Origin of the sequence: Microbacterium sp. SORGH_AS_0428, from assembly GCF_031453615.1 — a bacterium.
Classification (GTDB): domain Bacteria; phylum Actinomycetota; class Actinomycetes; order Actinomycetales; family Microbacteriaceae; genus Microbacterium.
In genome coordinates this window covers 238583-254404 of record NZ_JAVIZT010000001.1, presented here as the reverse complement: position 1 = coordinate 254404, position 15822 = coordinate 238583, and the positions used below count along the sequence as shown (strand labels likewise).

14 protein-coding genes and 2 pseudogenes are annotated in these 15822 nt (G+C 68.5%); 7 read left to right on the top strand and 9 right to left on the bottom strand.

What is annotated here, in order from left to right:
* Positions 1 to 109 precede the first annotated feature (109 nt).
* Complete coding sequence (locus tag QE374_RS01280; RefSeq protein ID WP_309731501.1) at positions 110 to 952, top strand: SURF1 family protein; 843 nt, start codon at positions 110 to 112, stop codon at positions 950 to 952.
* A 4-nt stretch (positions 953 to 956) separates the two neighbouring features.
* On the opposite strand, the gene QE374_RS01275 is transcribed toward QE374_RS01280, so the two are convergent.
* Positions 957 to 2555 carry an ABC-F family ATP-binding cassette domain-containing protein gene (locus QE374_RS01275; protein WP_309731499.1) on the bottom strand — a complete coding sequence of 533 codons (1599 nt, stop codon included), beginning with the start codon at positions 2553 to 2555 and terminating at the stop codon, positions 957 to 959.
* Positions 2556 to 2729: 174 nt separating this feature from the next.
* Between QE374_RS01275 and QE374_RS01270 the strand changes: the two genes are divergently transcribed.
* The 4 genes and pseudogenes from QE374_RS01270 to QE374_RS01255 all read left to right on the top strand — a co-directional run bounded on the left by QE374_RS01270 (position 2730) and on the right by QE374_RS01255 (position 6714).
* Positions 2730 to 3764 carry an iron-siderophore ABC transporter substrate-binding protein gene (locus QE374_RS01270; protein WP_309731498.1) on the top strand — a complete coding sequence of 345 codons (1035 nt, stop codon included), beginning with the start codon at positions 2730 to 2732 and terminating at the stop codon, positions 3762 to 3764.
* 31 nt (positions 3765 to 3795) lie between these two features.
* Positions 3796 to 4846 (top strand): annotated as a pseudogene (locus QE374_RS01265) (FecCD family ABC transporter permease).
* Positions 4843 to 5896 (top strand): annotated as a pseudogene (locus QE374_RS01260) (FecCD family ABC transporter permease). The pseudogenes QE374_RS01265 and QE374_RS01260 overlap by 4 nt, the downstream one beginning before the upstream one ends.
* A complete protein-coding gene (locus QE374_RS01255; protein WP_309731494.1) occupies positions 5893 to 6714 on the top strand; it encodes an ABC transporter ATP-binding protein in 822 nt (273 codons plus the stop codon). Before QE374_RS01260 ends, QE374_RS01255 begins: the two are co-directional and overlap by 4 nt.
* A gap of 11 nt (positions 6715 to 6725) precedes the next feature.
* On the opposite strand, the gene QE374_RS01250 is transcribed toward QE374_RS01255, so the two are convergent.
* Genes QE374_RS01250 through sufB form a run of 7 tightly spaced genes read right to left on the bottom strand, consistent with a single transcriptional unit; the run spans position 6726 to position 12916 of the window.
* The gene (locus QE374_RS01250; protein ID WP_309731492.1) at positions 6726 to 7655 is read right to left on the bottom strand and encodes a siderophore-interacting protein; all 930 of its coding nucleotides are present in this window, start codon (positions 7653 to 7655) and stop codon (positions 6726 to 6728) included.
* 41 nt (positions 7656 to 7696) lie between these two features.
* Positions 7697 to 8851: an aminotransferase class I/II-fold pyridoxal phosphate-dependent enzyme gene (locus QE374_RS01245; RefSeq protein ID WP_309731490.1), complete on the bottom strand. Its 1155-nt coding sequence runs from the start codon at positions 8849 to 8851 to the stop codon at positions 7697 to 7699.
* 22 nt (positions 8852 to 8873) lie between these two features.
* Complete coding sequence (locus QE374_RS01240) at positions 8874 to 9203, bottom strand: metal-sulfur cluster assembly factor (RefSeq protein WP_137417044.1); 330 nt, start codon at positions 9201 to 9203, stop codon at positions 8874 to 8876.
* 9 nt (positions 9204 to 9212) lie between these two features.
* Positions 9213 to 9983 (bottom strand): Fe-S cluster assembly ATPase SufC, encoded by a 771-nt coding sequence (gene sufC, locus QE374_RS01235; protein ID WP_309731488.1) that lies wholly within the window; start codon positions 9981 to 9983, stop codon positions 9213 to 9215.
* A gap of 13 nt (positions 9984 to 9996) precedes the next feature.
* Complete coding sequence (locus QE374_RS01230; protein WP_137417046.1) at positions 9997 to 10326, bottom strand: non-heme iron oxygenase ferredoxin subunit; 330 nt, start codon at positions 10324 to 10326, stop codon at positions 9997 to 9999.
* Complete coding sequence (sufD, locus tag QE374_RS01225; protein WP_309731486.1) at positions 10323 to 11501, bottom strand: Fe-S cluster assembly protein SufD; 1179 nt, start codon at positions 11499 to 11501, stop codon at positions 10323 to 10325. Before sufD ends, QE374_RS01230 begins: the two co-directional genes overlap by 4 nt.
* On the bottom strand, positions 11498 to 12916 hold the full coding sequence (gene sufB, locus QE374_RS01220; protein ID WP_137417048.1) for a Fe-S cluster assembly protein SufB: 1419 nt from the start codon (positions 12914 to 12916) through the stop codon (positions 11498 to 11500). The genes sufD and sufB overlap by 4 nt, the downstream gene beginning before the upstream one ends.
* A 229-nt stretch (positions 12917 to 13145) precedes the next feature.
* On the opposite strand from sufB, the gene QE374_RS01215 reads away from it, so the two are divergent.
* Both QE374_RS01215 and QE374_RS01210 read left to right on the top strand, forming a co-directional pair.
* Complete coding sequence (locus QE374_RS01215; protein ID WP_309731484.1) at positions 13146 to 14261, top strand: COX15/CtaA family protein; 1116 nt, start codon at positions 13146 to 13148, stop codon at positions 14259 to 14261.
* An 84-nt stretch (positions 14262 to 14345) separates the two neighbouring features.
* Positions 14346 to 14777: a dinucleotide-utilizing enzyme gene (locus QE374_RS01210; protein ID WP_309731483.1), complete on the top strand. Its 432-nt coding sequence runs from the start codon at positions 14346 to 14348 to the stop codon at positions 14775 to 14777.
* 78 nt (positions 14778 to 14855) lie between these two features.
* Here QE374_RS01210 and QE374_RS01205 read toward each other — a convergent pair whose 3' ends face one another.
* The gene (locus QE374_RS01205) at positions 14856 to 15776 is read right to left on the bottom strand and encodes a heme o synthase (RefSeq protein ID WP_309731481.1); all 921 of its coding nucleotides are present in this window, start codon (positions 15774 to 15776) and stop codon (positions 14856 to 14858) included.
* Positions 15777 to 15822: the final 46 nt, after the last annotated feature.

Below are 15822 nucleotides of genomic sequence, written 5' to 3'. Positions count from 1 at the left end.
GGCGGAAGATCTGGTTGGCCTGCGACGCGCACGTCGGGTACCTCCGAGACTTCCTGGCGACCCGTTCCTTCCCGGTCTGGGTGGAGCCTTTCGTCAGGCAGGACGCGTCATGAGCATCCGTCGCGACACGGTACTGCGGTGGACGGCCTACGTCGGGGTCGCCATCGTCTTCGCCATCGCCTGCGTCTTCCTCTCTCACTGGCAATTCGCCCGCAACGACGAGCGAGCGGCGCAGCTGGCCCTCGTCGAGCGGAACTACGACGCGGCCGCGGTGCCGCTGGACGAGCTCCTCCCCGACGACCAGCTCGACCCCGAGTCGGAATGGCATCCCGTCGTCGTCACCGGCGAGTACGTCGCCGAGCAGCAGGTGGTGGTCCGCAACCGCCCGCACGGCGGCACGAGCGCCTTCGAGGTCCTGACGCCCCTGCGCACGTCCGACGGTCGCGTGTTCATCATCGACCGCGGATGGATCCCTCCGGCGGAGAGCGGCGACGGGCCGGCTCTCATTCCCGCGCCGCCCTCGGGCCCGGTGAGCGTGGTCGTGCGACTTCGCGCTCCGGAAGCCCTGCCGAACTCCGGGCGCACCGCACCGGCCGGACAGGTGCCGACGATCAATCTGCCGCTCGTCGCGGAGACCACCGGCTCGGCGACCCTGACCTCCGCCTACGGGGTGCTCGTGAGCGAGGATCCTTCGGTTCCGGACATGCCGTTTGCTCTGGCAGCGCCGTCGGAGGACCCGGGGCCGCATCTGTCGTACGCGATCCAGTGGATCCTGTTCGCCGTGATGGGGTTCGTCTTCATCGGCTACATCATCCGCACCGAACGTCGCAAGCGAACCGAGGACCACGAAGACGACGATCAGCCGGCGACGTCTCGTGTCGTCCGACCCCGCACGCGCGTGGATCGGGACGCCGAGCAGGAGGACGCGATCCTCGACCGCGCCGACGCGTGAGCGCTCAGGCCAGAGTGATCAGGTCGACGTAGTCTCGACCCCAGATGTCCTCGACCCCGTCGGGCAGGATGAGGACGCGCTCCGGGTTGAGAGCCTCGACGGCTCCCGCATCGTGCGAGACGAGCACAACCGCGCCCTCGTAGTGCGCGAGCGCACCGAGGATCTCCTCGCGCGAGGCGGGGTCGAGGTTGTTCGTCGGCTCGTCGAGCAGGAGCATGTTCGCGCTCGAGACGACGAGGGTCGCCAGCGACAGCCGGGTCTTCTCGCCGCCCGAGAGGACACCGGCGGGCTTGAGCACGTCGTCCCCGGTGAACAGGAACGACCCGAGCACCTTGCGAGCCTCCGTCGCCGTGATGTCCGGCGCCGCCGACATCATGTTCTCCAGGACCGACCGCGACACGTCGAGGTTCTCGTGCTCCTGGGCGTAGTAGCCGATCTTCAGTCCGTGCCCGGGTTCGATGGTTCCCGTGTCGGGAGCATCGACCCCAGCCAGCATCCGTAGCAGCGTCGTCTTCCCGGCACCGTTGAGGCCCAGCACGACGACCTTCGAACCGCGATCGATCGCGAGGTCCACGTCGGCGAAGATCTCCAGCGACCCGTATGACTTCGACAGGCCCCGCGCCATGAGCGGCGTCTTTCCGCAGGGGGCGGGCTTCGGGAAGCGGAGCTTCGCGACGCGATCCTCCTGACGCACGTCATCGAGACCGGAGAGCATCTTCTCGGCGCGCGCGACCATCTGGTGCGCGGCCGCGGCCTTCGACGCCTTGGCGCCGAAGCGCGCCGCCTGCAGCTGCAGGGCGGTCGCCTTCTTCTCGACGTTGACGCGCTCCTTCTTGCGACGCTCCTCGTCGGCCACCCGCTGACGCTGGTAGTTCTTCCAGTTCATGTTGTAGATGTCGATCACCTGACGGTTGGCGTCGAGGTAGAAGACGCGGTTGACCGTCTCACCGACGAGCTCGACATCGTGGCTGATGACGATGAGTCCGCCCTTGTAGTTCTTGAGGAACTCGCGGAGCCAGACCACGCTGTCGGCGTCAAGGTGGTTGGTCGGCTCGTCGAGGATCATCGTGTCCGCATCCGAGAACAGGATGCGGGCGAGCTCGATGCGCCGACGCTGGCCGCCGGAGAGCGTCTTCAGCGGCTGATCGAGGATGCGATCGGGCAGCGACAGATTGTGGGCGATCGATGCCGCCTCCGCCTCGGCCGCGTAACCGCCGAGCGACTCGAAGCGCTCCGTGAGGCTGCCGTAACGTCGCATCGCCTTCGCCGCGACATCCGGGTCGTCGTCCGCCATCGCGAGCGAGGCCTCCTGCATGCCGAGCGCGAGCGTGCCCAGACCGCGTGCGTCGAGGATGCGGGTGCGTGCGAGCATCTCGGGGTCGCCGGAACGGGGGTCCTGCGGCAGGTAACCGAGCTCTCCCCCGCGCTGCACCTCGCCCGCCGACGGCAGCAGATCGCCGGCGAGGACCTTCGTGAGCGTCGTCTTGCCCGCACCGTTGCGACCGACCAGACCGATCTTGTCGCCTCGGGAGACGCGGAAGGCGACCTCGGACATGAGAACGCGCGCGCCGACGCGGATCTCGAGGTCATGCACGGCGAGCACGGCGTACGTCCGTTCTGTTCGGGTGGGAGGGAGGCCGGAGAAGGCCAACGTTCAGTCTACCGGCGCGTGCAACCACGGTCGTTCCGGCCGGACGACCCGGCCGGAACGGGTCGAAACCGAGCCCTGAGTTAGGGTAGCCTCGCCTAGCACCCCTCCAGAAAGGCCCTTCTCGCCATGCAGCTCAAGCGCTGGACCGCTGTCGCGGTCTCCGCCCTCTCCCTCGCCGCCCTCACCGCCTGCAGCTCGCAAGCGGCGACGCCCGCTGCCAGCGACGGCGGTGCGGACCAGAGCGGCGCGTTCCCGCTCTCGATCGAGAACGCCTTCGGCACCACCACGATCGACGCCAAGCCGCAGCGCGTCGTCACCGTCGACTGGGGCAATCAGGATGTCGCACTGGCACTGGGGATCGTTCCGGTGGCCATGCCGAAGGTGACCTACGGCGACGAGGACGGTGACGGGCTTCTCCCCTGGGTGAAGGACAAGCTGGACGAGCTGGGTGCGCAGACGCCCGTGCTGATGGACGAGACGGACGGGTACGACTACGAGGCCATCGCGGATGCCGCGCCCGACGTCATCCTGGCCGCGTACTCCGGCATGACCCAGGAGCAGTACGACACCCTGAGCAAGATCGCGCCGGTCGTCACCTACCAGGAGATGGCCTGGGGAACCTCGTGGCAGGACATGACCGTCCTCGACGGGACGGCGCTGGGCATGGCGGACGAGGCGCAGGAGCTCGTCTCCTCGCTCGAGAAGCACGTCGCCGACACGGCCGCGGAGTACCCCGCGATCGCCGGGAAAACCTCACTTCTGTCCTACTTCGACCCCACCGACCTGAGCAACCTCGGCTTCTACAGCCGGTCGGACCCGCGTGTGGACTACCTCGAGGAGATGGGATTCGCGCCCTCCGCCTATGTCAAGGAGCAGTCGGCCGCATCCGACCAGTTCTGGATCGTCACCAGCACCGAACAGATCGAGAGCTTCGAAGACGTCCAGGTGATCGTGACCTACGGCACGGACGAGACACTCGCGCAGTGGCAGTCCGACCCGCTCATGTCGCGCATCCCCGCCGTCGCCAAGGGCGCCGTCGCGGTGATCACGTCCGACTCGACGCTCTCTTCCGCGATCACGCCCTCGCCCCTGTCGATCGGCACCAGCTACGGCGACGACTACATCAAGCTCGTCGGAGAGGCCGCCGCCAAGGCATCATGATCCGACCGATCGTCCGCGGGCGCGGGCGGCGATGAGCGTCGCCCCCACTGTCCACGCTGCCGCCCCCACGCCGTCACCGCGACGGCGCTGGGGGCGGCGGCGGACCTTGTGGATCCTGGTTCTCCTCGCAGCGTTGCTGGCGATCTCGTTCCTGTCGGTGACCTTCGGGGCACGCGAGGTCGGATGGCACGACGTCTGGGCGGGCCTCGGCGGGGCGGTCGACACGGCGGGAGCCGCCGCCGTGAACAAGCGCATTCCTCGCACGGTCCTCGCGATCATAGTCGGCGCGGCGCTGGGCGTCGCAGGCGCAGTTCTCCAGGGCGCGACCCGCAATCCGCTCGCTGACCCGCAGATCCTCGGGATCAACGGCGGGGCCGCCCTGGCGGTGGTCTGCGGCATCGCGTTCCTGGGTCTTACGACCCCGACCGCGTACATCTGGACCGCCTTGGTCGGAGCCGCGATCGCCGCCGTCTTCGTCTACGGGATCGGCGCGCTGGGCCGAGGGGGCGCGACGCCGCTCAAGCTCGCTCTCGCGGGTGCCGTGACGGCCGTCGCCTTCTCGTCGTTGACGAGCGCCATCCTGCTGCCCCGGGTCGATGTGATGAGCCAGTTCCGTTTCTGGCAGGTGGGCGGGGGTCGGGGGCGCGACGGGCGCCACCATCCTGCAGGTCGCGCCATTCCTGGTCGTCGGTCTCGTCGTCTGCCTGGCGTGCAGCCCCGCGCTGAACACCCTGGCACTGGGCGACGAGCTCGCCGCAGGGCTCGGTGAGCGCGTGCGCACGGCACGTCTCGCATCGACGCTCGGCGCCGTCCTGCTCTGCGGCGCGGCCACGGCGGTCGCCGGGCCCATCGGTTTCGTGGGCCTGGTCGTCCCGCACATCTGCCGGTTGCTCATCGGCGTGGACCACCGCTGGCTCCTCCCCTTCAGCGCGGTCGCCGGGGCGGTGCTGCTCACGGGCGCTGATGTCATCGGACGCGTCATCGCCCGCCCCGAGGAGATCGAGGTCGGCATCATCACCGCGCTCGTCGGCGCGCCGTTCTTCATCGCCATCGTTCGGCGACAGAAGGTGAGGGCGCTGTGACGGTGACCGCAGGAGCCCGGGATGCGCTCACCCTCGTTCGCGCGGGACGCCGCCGGCGTCGTCGACGGTGGATCGTCGTCACGTCCGCGCTCGCCGCGATCGCGATCGCCGTCTACGCGCTCTCCCTCATGTTGGGACAGACCTTCTACTCCCCCGCCGAGGTCTGGGCCGTCCTGACCGGGCAGCGCGTGCCGGGCGCGTCCTTCACCGTCGGTGAGCTGCGACTTCCCCGCGCCACGACGGCCCTGCTGACGGGCCTCTGTTTCGGGATGGGTGGCGTCGTCTTCCAGACGATGCTGCGCAACCCCCTGGCGAGTCCGGACGTGATCGGCATCAGCTCGGGAGCGAGCGCCGCCGCCGTCACGGGGATCGTCGTGCTCGGCCTCGGCGAGACATCGGTCTCGTTCCTCGCGACCGGCGCCGCGCTGGCCGCGGCCCTGCTCATCTATCTGCTCGCCTACAAGCGCGGCGGCTCGGGCGCTCGCCTGATCCTGATCGGCATCGGCGTCGCAGCCATCTGCAACAGCGTGGTCTCGTACATCATCTCGCGCGCCCGCGGAGTGGGATCTTCAGACGGCCATGCGCTGGATCACGGGAAACCTCAACGACGCGAGTTGGGCGAAGGTCCTGCCACTCGCGGCGATCATGGTGGTGGTCGTTCCCGCGCTGCTGTTCCTGTCCCGCGATCTCGAACTCCTGCGGGTCGGTGACGAGGCCGCATCCGCCCTCGGCGTGCGTGTCGAACGCAGCCGTCTCCTGCTCATCGTCGCCGCCGTGTGCCTGCTGGCGTTCGCGACAGCTGCCGCCGGACCCATCTCGTTCGTCGCCTTCCTCGCCGGACCCATCGCCGTGAGGATCCTCGGGCCCGTCGGCTCCCCCGTCGTGCCGGCCGGACTCGTGGGCGCCGTCCTGGTGCTGGTGTCCGACTTCATCGCGCAGTACGCGCTCGGTACGCGCCTGCCCGTCGGCGTCGTGACCGGCGTGCTGGGCGCGCCCTATCTCGTCTATCTGCTCATCCGCAGCAGCCGAGCCGGAGGAACCTCGATATGACCGCCGAACACACGCTCGTCGCCGATGCGCTCACACTCGCGTACGGCGACAGGGTGATCGTCGACGCGCTGGATCTCTCGGTACCCGCAGGCAGGATCACGACCATCGTCGGCGCCAATGCATGCGGGAAGTCCACGCTGTTGAAGTCGATGGCACGGCTGCTGCCGCCTGCGGCGGGGAGCGTGCTGCTCGACGGGAAGAGCATCCATCGGCTTCCCACGCGCCAGGTCGCGCGCGTCCTGGGGCTTCTGCCGCAGTCGCCCATCGCTCCCGACGGCATCGCGGTGTCCGACCTCGTGAGTCGGGGTCGGCATCCGCACCAGGGCCCACTGGCGCGGTGGAACGCGGCCGATGACGCCGCGATCGCGGGCGCGCTCGAGGCGACCGGCACCGCGCACCTCGCCGACCGCTCCGTGGACGAGCTCAGCGGCGGTCAGCGTCAGCGCGTCTGGATAGCGATGGCCCTGGCGCAGCAGACGGATCTGCTCCTGCTCGACGAGCCGACGACCTTCCTCGACATCAGCCACCAGATCGACGTGCTGGATCTGTTGACCGATCTGAACCGGGACCGGGGCACGACCATCGTCATGGTGCTGCACGATCTCAACCTCGCCGCCCGCTACGCCGACCATCTCGTCGCCATGGTCGACGGCCGCATCCTCGCCGCGGGAGCGCCGGCGAGCGTCCTGACGACCGATGTGGTCCGCACCGTCTTCGGTCTGGAGAGCAGGATCATGCCGGACCCGCTGACGGGTCGCCCCATGGTCATCCCGCTCGGGCGTCATCACACGATCACGGACGCGGACGCGCCCGCCTGAGGCCCCGGCGTCTACTCGACGCGTTCCGAGACGCCGCGTCGCCAGTAGCCCATGAAGGCCACGCGCTTGCGGTCCACTCCCTTGCCCTGCACCAGCAACCGGCGCAGCGTCTTCACCGTCTGCGACTCGCCCGCGATCCAGGCATAGAACTCACCCTCGGAATCCCCAGGGCTGTCCCAGAGGATCTCGCGGTCGATGTCGACGTCCTCGAGTTCCTGCGGGCGGGGCGCTGCGGCACGCGCCAGCACCTCGCCGGCGGTCTCGGTCCAGGAGGTGACGGCCGCGCTGAGCGCCTCGCCGTGAGCGCGCTCGTCGCGGGCGAGCCACGTCACACGCGCGTGCGTCGCGATCGGGAGGGCGTCGTGTCGTGAGGGAATCTCGATGAACGCGTCGACGTCGGTGTCGCCCGTCAGCGACTCGAGGATGCCTGCGATGGCCGGTGCCGCGGTCTCGTCGCCGGCGAGCAGGAGCCTGCGTGCGCTGCCCGGGTGCCAATCGATGCCCAGATGGGAGTCAGGGCTGCGCTGGTCCGGACCGACGATGACGATCTCGTCCCCCGCCGCGGCCGCCTGCGCCCACGCACCCGCGGGGCCGGGATCATGGTGCAGCACGAAGTCGATGTCGACCTCGCGGCTCGCGGGGTCGACACGGCGCACCGTGTACGTGCGGAACGGGGTGCGCTGCGTCGGTGACAGCTCCCGCCAGCGGGTGTACCAATCTCCCCGCGCGATCGCCTCCTCGTCTCTCTGCCCCACATCGCACACGCGACCGTCCGGACCGGGGAACAGCACCTTCAGCCGCTGGTCCCGACCCGCGGTGCCGAAATGCTCGAATTCCGGGCACGAGAACGTCACACGGACGAAGTGCGGGGACAGCCGCGCGGTCCGCGAGACGTGCGCGATGTACGGGCGGTAAGACGGGCGAGTCGCGAGGGCTGTCACTCGATAAGGGTATCCTTACCTACGCGAATGCCCAAGCGGGCTCAGACGAGAACAGCGATCCGTTCGATCGCCTCGGTGAGCACCTCCGGCGCGCAGCCGAGCGTCAGACGGATATGCCCCGCTCCACCGGCGCCGAACGCGGGACCGGAATGGACGGCCACGCGCGCCTCGCGAAGGATCCGCCGGGCCGGCGCGTCTCCCCAGCCGCAGGCGGAGAGATCCACCCACCCGAGGTACCCGGCCTCCGGTGGCCGGAAGCCCGCATAGGGCAGATGCGTCAAGAGCAACGTGCGCAGGAGATCTGCGTTCGCATCGATGGCGACCGCTTGCGCATCCAGCCAGGGATCGGATTCGGGTGAGAGCGCGGCCACTGTCGCGAGGGCACCGAAGAGCCCCGTACGCCACGACACCTCGTCCGGAAGCGAGCGCAGGATCGCGTGCGTCCGGTCGTCCGCGGCCACCATGATCGCGCACTTCAGACCCGCCAGATTGAACGCCTTGCTCGCGGAGACGACGGCGTACCCGCATCGCGCGGCGGCATCCGAGACGGAGAGGAACGGGGTGACGATGTTGCCGGCCCGTGGCAGGGGCGCATGGATCTCGTCGCTGACCACGACGGCTCGGTAGCGCACGGCGAGCTCCGCCAGCGTACGCAGCGCGCCCGCAGAATGGATCGTTCCGGTGGGGTTGTGCGGATTGCACAGCAGAACGGCTCGCGCGCCCTCCCGGAACGCGTCTTCTATCCCCTCCAGATCCAGCTCCCAGCCGTCTCCGGTGTCGCGCAGCGGCACCGACTGGGCCACACCGCCCGCTTCCGGCACCGCTTCGAAGAACGGTGGGTACACGGGAGGCGTGATCACGACACGATCGCCGGGCACGATGACCCGGCGCAGGATCTCGACGACGCCCATGATGACGTCTCCCGTGATCCGCATCCGGTCTGGATCCGGACACCATCCCAGACGCCGCGCGGCGAAAGCGCTGTACGCGGCAGCGACGCCCGGATCAGCCGGCGTGTAGCCGGTGTCCCCGCGCGAGACGGCCTCGTGGAGCGCGGCGCTGATCGCGGGCGCCAACGGGTAGTCCGTCTCAGCGACGAACAGCGGAATCACATCGTCCGGGTAGGACCGCCACTTCGCACTCCGGCGCTGACGCAACTCGGCGAGGGACAGGGCACGAAGGGGTTCGATCGGCACCGAACGAGCCTATCGAGCGCAGTCAGATGGCGAAGCCGAGGGCCCGCATCATGTCGCGACCGTCGTCCGTGATCCGCTCCGGGCCCCACGGCGGCATCCAGACCCAGTTGATGCGGAATCGCTCGACGACGGAATCCAACGCCTGTGCCGTCTGCTCCTCGAGCACGTCCGTCAGCGGACACCCCGCGGAGGTCAGCGTCATGTGGATCACGAGAGCGTCGTTCTCGTCGTCCCACGCGAGGTCGTAGATGAGACCCAGGTCGACGACGTTGACACCCAGTTCGGGGTCCATGACGTCCTTGAGAGCCTCGGTGACCTCGTCGTACTTCTCCGGGGTGATCGTCGCGGTCATAGTCGAATCCTACGCGCCGGCCTGCACACCCGGCTCGAGGAACCGGTCGTATCCCTCGTTCTCGAGACGCTCAGCGAGCTCGGGACCGCCCTCTTCGGCGACCCGGCCGTTGACGAGCACGTGCACGAAGTCGGGGCGGATGTAGTTGAGGATGCGCGTGTAGTGCGTGATGAGCAGGACACCGAGGTCGGTCTCGGCCTTGGCGCGGTTCACGCCCTCGGACACGATCTTCAGCGCGTCGACGTCGAGGCCCGAGTCGGTCTCATCCAGGATGGCGACCTTCGGCTTGAGCAGCTCGAGCTGCAGGATCTCGTGACGCTTCTTCTCGCCGCCCGAGAACCCCTCGTTGACGTTGCGCTGGGCGAACTTCGCGTCCATCCGCAGATTGCTCATGGCCGCCTTGACGTCCTTGGTCCACGTGCGGATGGCCGGAGCCTCGCCGTCGATCGCCGTCTTGGCCGTGCGCAGGAAGTTGGTCACGGTGATCCCCGGGACCTCGACGGGGTACTGCATCGCGAGGAACAGCCCCGCGCGTGCACGCTCGTCGACGGTCATCTCGAGGACGTCCTCGCCGTCGAGGGTGATCGAGCCGCCGGTCACGGTGTACTTCGGGTGTCCCGCGATCGTGTAGGCGAGCGTCGACTTGCCCGACCCGTTGGGGCCCATGATGGCGTGGGTCTCACCGGTGCGGATCGTCAGCGTGACGCCGTTCAGGATGGGGGTGGTCCCCTCATCGGTCTCGACCGTCACGTGGAGGTCGCGGATCTCGAGCACAGACATGTCAGTTCCTTCGTCAGTCGACGTTCTTGGTCACGGCGGGATCGATCAGGACATCGTCTCCCTCGATCGTGACTTCGTATACGGGCACCGGCTCGTAGGCCGGCAGGTTCAGGGGCTTACCGGTACGCAGCGAGAACGCGGATCCGTGCGCCCAGCACTCCAGGGTGTCCCCCTCGACGAATCCGTCCGAGAGCGAGATGTCACCGTGCGTACACGTGTCGCCGATGGCGTGAACCTCGCCGTTGCCGTCGAGGACCACGGCCATGGGCACGCCATCGATCTCGACGCGGCGGGCTTCGTCCTGCTGCAGCTCGCTCAGAGCGCACACGCGCGTCGCGCTCACCGCTTCTCCCCCGCGAGTTCGGCCTCGATCGCACCGACGAGACGGTCCTCGAGCTCTGCGATGCCGATCTTCTGCACGATCTCCATGAGGAAGCCGAGCACGACCAGGCGTCGTGCCTGCTCCGGGTCGATGCCGCGAGCCTGCAGGTAGAACAGCTGTTCGTCGTCGAAACGACCGGTGGCGCTCGCGTGCCCCGCTCCGCGGATGTCGCCCGTCTCGATCTCGAGGTTCGGGATGGAGTCCGCGCGGGCACCGTCGGTGAGCACCAGGTTGCGGTTGGCCTCGTAGGAGTCGGTGCCAACCGCATCCGGTCCGATCAGCACATCGCCGATCCAGACGGAGTGGGCTGTGTCGCCCTGCAGCGCGCCCTTGTAGAGCACGTCGCCGACGGTCTGCGCACCCTTGTGGTGCAGGTACACCTGGCTCTCGAGGTGCTGGCCGGCGTCCGCGAAGGAGAGGCCGTACAGCTCGCCGCGCGCGCCGGTGCCGGCGAGCTCCACGTTCGGGTTCACGCGCACCACGCCGCCACCGAACGAGACCACGACATGACGCAGGCTCGCGTCACGATCGACGCGCGCCTGATGCGCGGCCACGTGCACCGCCTCGTCGTCCCATTCCTGAAGCGTGACGAGTGTGAGGGCCGCACCGTCGCGGACGATGATCTCCACGTTCTCGGCGAGCTGGGCGACGCCCGCATGGCGCAGGAGCACCGTTGCCCGCGCGTTCGGCTGCGCCTCGATGACCAGATGCGTGTGTGCGCGGCCTCCGGCGCCGCGGAGGTCCACGACGACGGGCTCACTCAGCTCCGCGCCTGCCGGGATGCTGAGATACAGCGCCTCTGCGGAACGCTCCCAGGCGATCGCCGCGCTCAGGTCCTCCGCGGTGAAGACCTCGCCGCGCGGCGCCCGGCCGGCCGACAGACCCGCCGCAGCAAGCGGCCCGGTCACGGACACCGCCACCGCGCCGGCGTCACCCGCGACATCCTCGAGCAGAGCCCGGATGCGGTCGATCGGTGTGTGCTTCCAGTTGACCTCGCGGCCGGTCGGAGCCTCGAAGAAGGACACCTCGTTCGCGCGCGGGCGCTCCGAGCGGGTCTGCACCGGCACGAACGCTGCGGCAGGGTCGATGTGCCCCTTCGCGGTCTCGACCACGGGGGCTTCGGCCTGGGGGCTCATCCGACGCTGCCTTCCATGCCCATCTCGATGAGCTTGTTCAACTCCAGTGCGTACTCCATCGGCAGCTCGCGCGCGATGGGCTCGATGAACCCGCGCACGATCATCGCCATCGCCTCGTCTTCCGCGAGCCCCCGGCTCATCAGGTAGAAGAGCTGCTCCTCGCTGACCTTGGAGACCGTCGCCTCGTGCCCGAGCTGGACGTCGTCGACCCGGATGTCGATCGCGGGATACGTGTCCGAGCGCGAGATCGTGTCGACCAGGAGCGCGTCGCAACGCACCGTGTTGGCGGAGTGGTGGGCGTTCGCATCGACGCGGACCTCGCCCCGGTATCCGGCCCGCCCGCCGCCGCGCGCGATCGACTTCGAAACGATCGACGACTGCGTGTAGGGCGCCATGTGGATCATCTTGGCGCCGGCATCCTGGTGCTGGCCGGGCCCGGCGAAGGCGACCGACAGGGTCTCACCCTTGGCGTGCTCGCCCATCAGGTAGATCGAGGGGTACTTCATCGTGACCTTCGACCCGATGTTGCCGTCGACCCATTCCATGGTGGCGCCCTCATGTGCGACAGCGCGCTTGGTCACCAGGTTGTAGACGTTGTTCGACCAGTTCTGGATCGTCGTGTAACGCACGCGGGCGTTCTTCTTCACGATGATCTCGACGACGGCCGAATGCAACGAGTCGCTCTTGTAGATGGGGGCCGTGCAGCCCTCGATGTAGTGGACGTATGACCCCTCATCGGCGATGATCAACGTCCGCTCGAACTGGCCCATGTTCTCCGTGTTGATGCGGAAGTAGGCCTGCAGCGGGATCTCCACGTGCACACCCTTGGGCACGTAGACGAACGATCCGCCCGACCACACAGCCGTGTTGAGGGCGGCGAACTTGTTGTCACCGGCGGGGATGACGGTGCCGAAGTACTCCTCGAAGAACTCCGGGTGCTCCTTCAACGCCGTGTCGGTGTCCATGAAGATGACGCCCTGCGCCTCCAGATCCTCCTGGATCTGGTGGTAGACGACCTCGGACTCGTACTGCGCCGCGACACCGGCCACCAGGCGCGAGCGCTCCGCCTCGGGGATGCCCAGCTTCTCGTAGGTGTTGCGGATGTCCTCGGGGAGATCCTCCCAGGACTGCGCCTGCTTCTCGGTGGACCGCACGAAGTACTTGATGTTCTCGAAGTCGATGTCGCTGAGGTCCGCACCCCAGGTGGGCATCGGCTTGCGACCGAAGAGCTGGAACCCCTTCAGACGGGTCTTCAGCATCCATTCGGGCTCGGCCTTGAGCGCCGAGATGTCACGCACCACGGCTTCGGTGAGGCCGCGCTTCGCGCTCGCACCCGCTGCGTCGGGGTCGTGCCATCCGAACTCGTACACCCCCAGACCTTCGAGCTCCGGGCGGTCGATCAGCACATCCGACATCACACTCTCCTTATTGGACCGCAACGGTGTCATCCGCCCCGGCATCCGCCGCCCCGTCGAGTCTGCGGGGACGAACGCCGCTCTCGGGCCCTCATCATGGGCGCTCTCGCGGCGCCTAAACTGTTGTCGATGCACCCTGCGCGAAGCGCGGCATCGCAACATCCACGATTCTACAGGTTCCCCCTGACTTCCGGGCCGCGTCCCGGGTCCGGAACGGGCCGGAGGACACATGCCCGCTCGCACCGCTCTGACCGCATCCGACCGTGTCCGGGGGGGCTCCGGGCTCGTGGTGGGACGACCGCTGCGCGTTCTCGCGTGGCTCTCGTTCCTGACCGAGGTCATCATCATCGGGACCGGTGGCGCGGTACGACTGACGGGGTCGGGTCTGGGATGCTCGGAGTGGCCGCTGTGTACTCCTGAGTCGCTCGTTCCGTTGCCCGAGCAGGGCATCCATGGCGTCATCGAGTTCGGCAACCGGACCATGACCGGCGTCGTGGGGATCGTCGCGGTGGCCGTCGTCCTGCTGACGCTGCACGCGATCGCGGGCCGGCCCGCCGTGATGCGCGCACTCGTGTTCGCCGGCGGCGGCATCCTCCTCGCGATCCCCGTGTACGCAGTGGCCGCCGCCCTGAGTCTGCCGGCTTTCGGTTTCGCCTCGGGCGCGCTCCTGGCGGCCGTCATCGCCGCGGCGATCGATGCCGGCCGCCGGCTCCCTCGACGTCGAGACCTCTCGGCACTCGCGTGGATCGTCCTGGCGGGAGTCATGGCGCAGGCCGTCGTCGGCGGGTTCGCGGTCCTGACGGATCTGAACCCCTTCCTCGTGGGGTTCCACTACACGTGCTCGCTGCTGCTGGTGTGCGTCGCTGCGGCGTACCTGGTGCGACTCGATGCGACCGAGGGTCCGCGCGAGCGCGTCGTCCCCCTGTGGTTCCAGATCGGCGCGCACGCGACGGGACTCGTCCTGGCCGTGACGATCCTCTTCGGCGTGCTCACCACGGGCTCGGGACCGCACTCGGGCGATGCCAACGTGATCCGCGAGGGATTCGACGCGACGATCCTCGCCCACATCCACGCCTGGCCCGGATACGTGCTGGCAGCCCTCGTGCTCGTGCTCACGATCAGCGCCTGGGTCCTGCGCCTCCCCCCGCGTCGCTGGCTGATCGTGCTCGTGGTCGCCATCGCCGTGCAGGTGACCGTCGGAGTGTGGCAGGCGAGAGAGGGGCTGCCCGAGCTGCTCGTCGGGATCCACATGGTCCTCGCCTCGCTCTCCGCGGCCGCCTACACCGTCGTCGTCCTCCACCTGAAGAGGACGATCGGGCAGGTGGATTCCTCAGCAGACGCATAGACGCGTCATCGGGCGCACCTGGATTGACCCGAGAGGGTGGCCAGGTCGCGGCAACCGTTGCCGCGCGTTCGAGGAGTGATCCACATGACGACCCGTCCCCGCCTGTCCCGCAGCATCCCGTTCTGGGGGCTCATCGCAGGCTCCGCCGCCGCCGTCGGCTTCGGTGCCTGGCTCACGATCGACAAGATCTCGGTCATGACCTCCACCCTCACCGACGGCAGTGCGACCGGCGTCGAGGTGTACGCCGGTCAGGCGTGGGCCCTGTTCGGCGCCGTCATCGCCGGCGCGGGCCTCGTCGGCCTCGTCGCGGCCCTTGCGCTCGGCGCAGCACGCAGCCTCGTCGCCCCGAAGGTCGACGTCGTCGAGACCATCACGTGGCAGGACGAGGCAGAGCCCGTCGAGACCGACGCCGCGTCCGAGACCCCCGCGGCTCCCGCCGACACGGCTGCCGCCGACACGGCTGCCGCATCGCAGAACGACGTCGCGGCATCCGCCGACCAGCCGATCACCCGCTGATCCGGCGACGCGCACGAAAAGCGAAGACCCCTCGGCCCCGTCTTATGGGCCGAGGGGTCTTCGCGTGGCGCGAGGCGATCAGAACGGCAGCAGCGGATCGATCGCGATGGCGACGAAGAGCAGCGTCAGATAGGTGATCGACGCGTGGAAGACCCGCATCGGGCGCGGCTCGGTGCCGCGCACCGCGCGCGCATAGAGACGGTGCGACTCGTAGAGGAACCAGCCGCCGAACACGATCGCCGACACCGAGTAGACCATGCCCATGGAGGCGACCGGGATCAGCAGCAGCGAACAGGCCACGGTCGCCCACGCGTAGAGGATCACCTGCAGCCCCACCTGGGAGCCGGATCGAGTGGCACCGAGCATCGGCACCTCGACGTTCTCGTACTGGTCCTTGTACTTCATGGACAGGGGCCAGTAGTGCGGCGGCGTCCACAGGAAGATCAGGACGAAGAGGATCAGCGGGGTCCACGACAGGGAACCCGTCACCGCCGACCATCCGATGACGACCGGGAAGCAGCCCGCGATGCCGCCCCACACGATGTTCTGCTCGGTGCGACGCTTGAGCAGGATCGTGTAGATGACCACGTAGAAGAAGATCGCACCTGCCGACAGGGCCGCGGCGAGCCAGTTCGTCGTCAGAAGCAGCCAGACGGTCGACACGACCGCCAGCGTCCAGGCGAAGACCAGCGCACCGCGCGGCGAGACCTCGCCGGTCACGAGGGGCCGGTTGACCGTGCGCTGCATGTGCGCGTCGATGTCCCGATCGAGGTACATGTTGAACGCCGCCGCGGAACCGGCGCTCAGGGAGCCGCCGATGACCGTCGCCAGCACCAGCCAGAGATTCGGCAGCCCGTTCTGCGCGAGGATCATCACCGGAACGGTGGTGACGAGCAGGAGCTCGAGCACGCGCGGCTTCGTCAGGGTGATGTACGCACGAACCGTCCGACCCATCGAAGGACGGACGGCGGATGCGGGCTCGCCCTGGCTCGTCGTCATGATGTCCATCTGCTGCGTTGTCGCCCCTCGTCAAGCTCCAGACCAG

Coding starts and splice junctions, on each gene's coding strand:
- QE374_RS01270 (WP_309731498.1), top strand. CDS start 2,730: ATGCAGCTCAAGCGCTGGACCGCTGTCGCGGTCTCCGCCCTCTCCCTC.
- sufB (WP_137417048.1), bottom strand. CDS start 12,916: ATGTCGGATGTGCTGATCGACCGCCCGGAGCTCGAAGGTCTGGGGGTG.
- QE374_RS01280 (WP_309731501.1), top strand. CDS start 110: ATGAGCATCCGTCGCGACACGGTACTGCGGTGGACGGCCTACGTCGGG.
- QE374_RS01240 (WP_137417044.1), bottom strand. CDS start 9,203: ATGACCGCGACGATCACCCCGGAGAAGTACGACGAGGTCACCGAGGCT.
- QE374_RS01210 (WP_309731483.1), top strand. CDS start 14,346: ATGACGACCCGTCCCCGCCTGTCCCGCAGCATCCCGTTCTGGGGGCTC.
- QE374_RS01215 (WP_309731484.1), top strand. CDS start 13,146: ATGCCCGCTCGCACCGCTCTGACCGCATCCGACCGTGTCCGGGGGGGC.
- sufD (WP_309731486.1), bottom strand. CDS start 11,501: ATGAGCCCCCAGGCCGAAGCCCCCGTGGTCGAGACCGCGAAGGGGCAC.
- sufC (WP_309731488.1), bottom strand. CDS start 9,983: ATGTCTGTGCTCGAGATCCGCGACCTCCACGTGACGGTCGAGACCGAT.
- QE374_RS01205 (WP_309731481.1), bottom strand. CDS start 15,776: ATGACGACGAGCCAGGGCGAGCCCGCATCCGCCGTCCGTCCTTCGATG.
- QE374_RS01255 (WP_309731494.1), top strand. CDS start 5,893: ATGACCGCCGAACACACGCTCGTCGCCGATGCGCTCACACTCGCGTAC.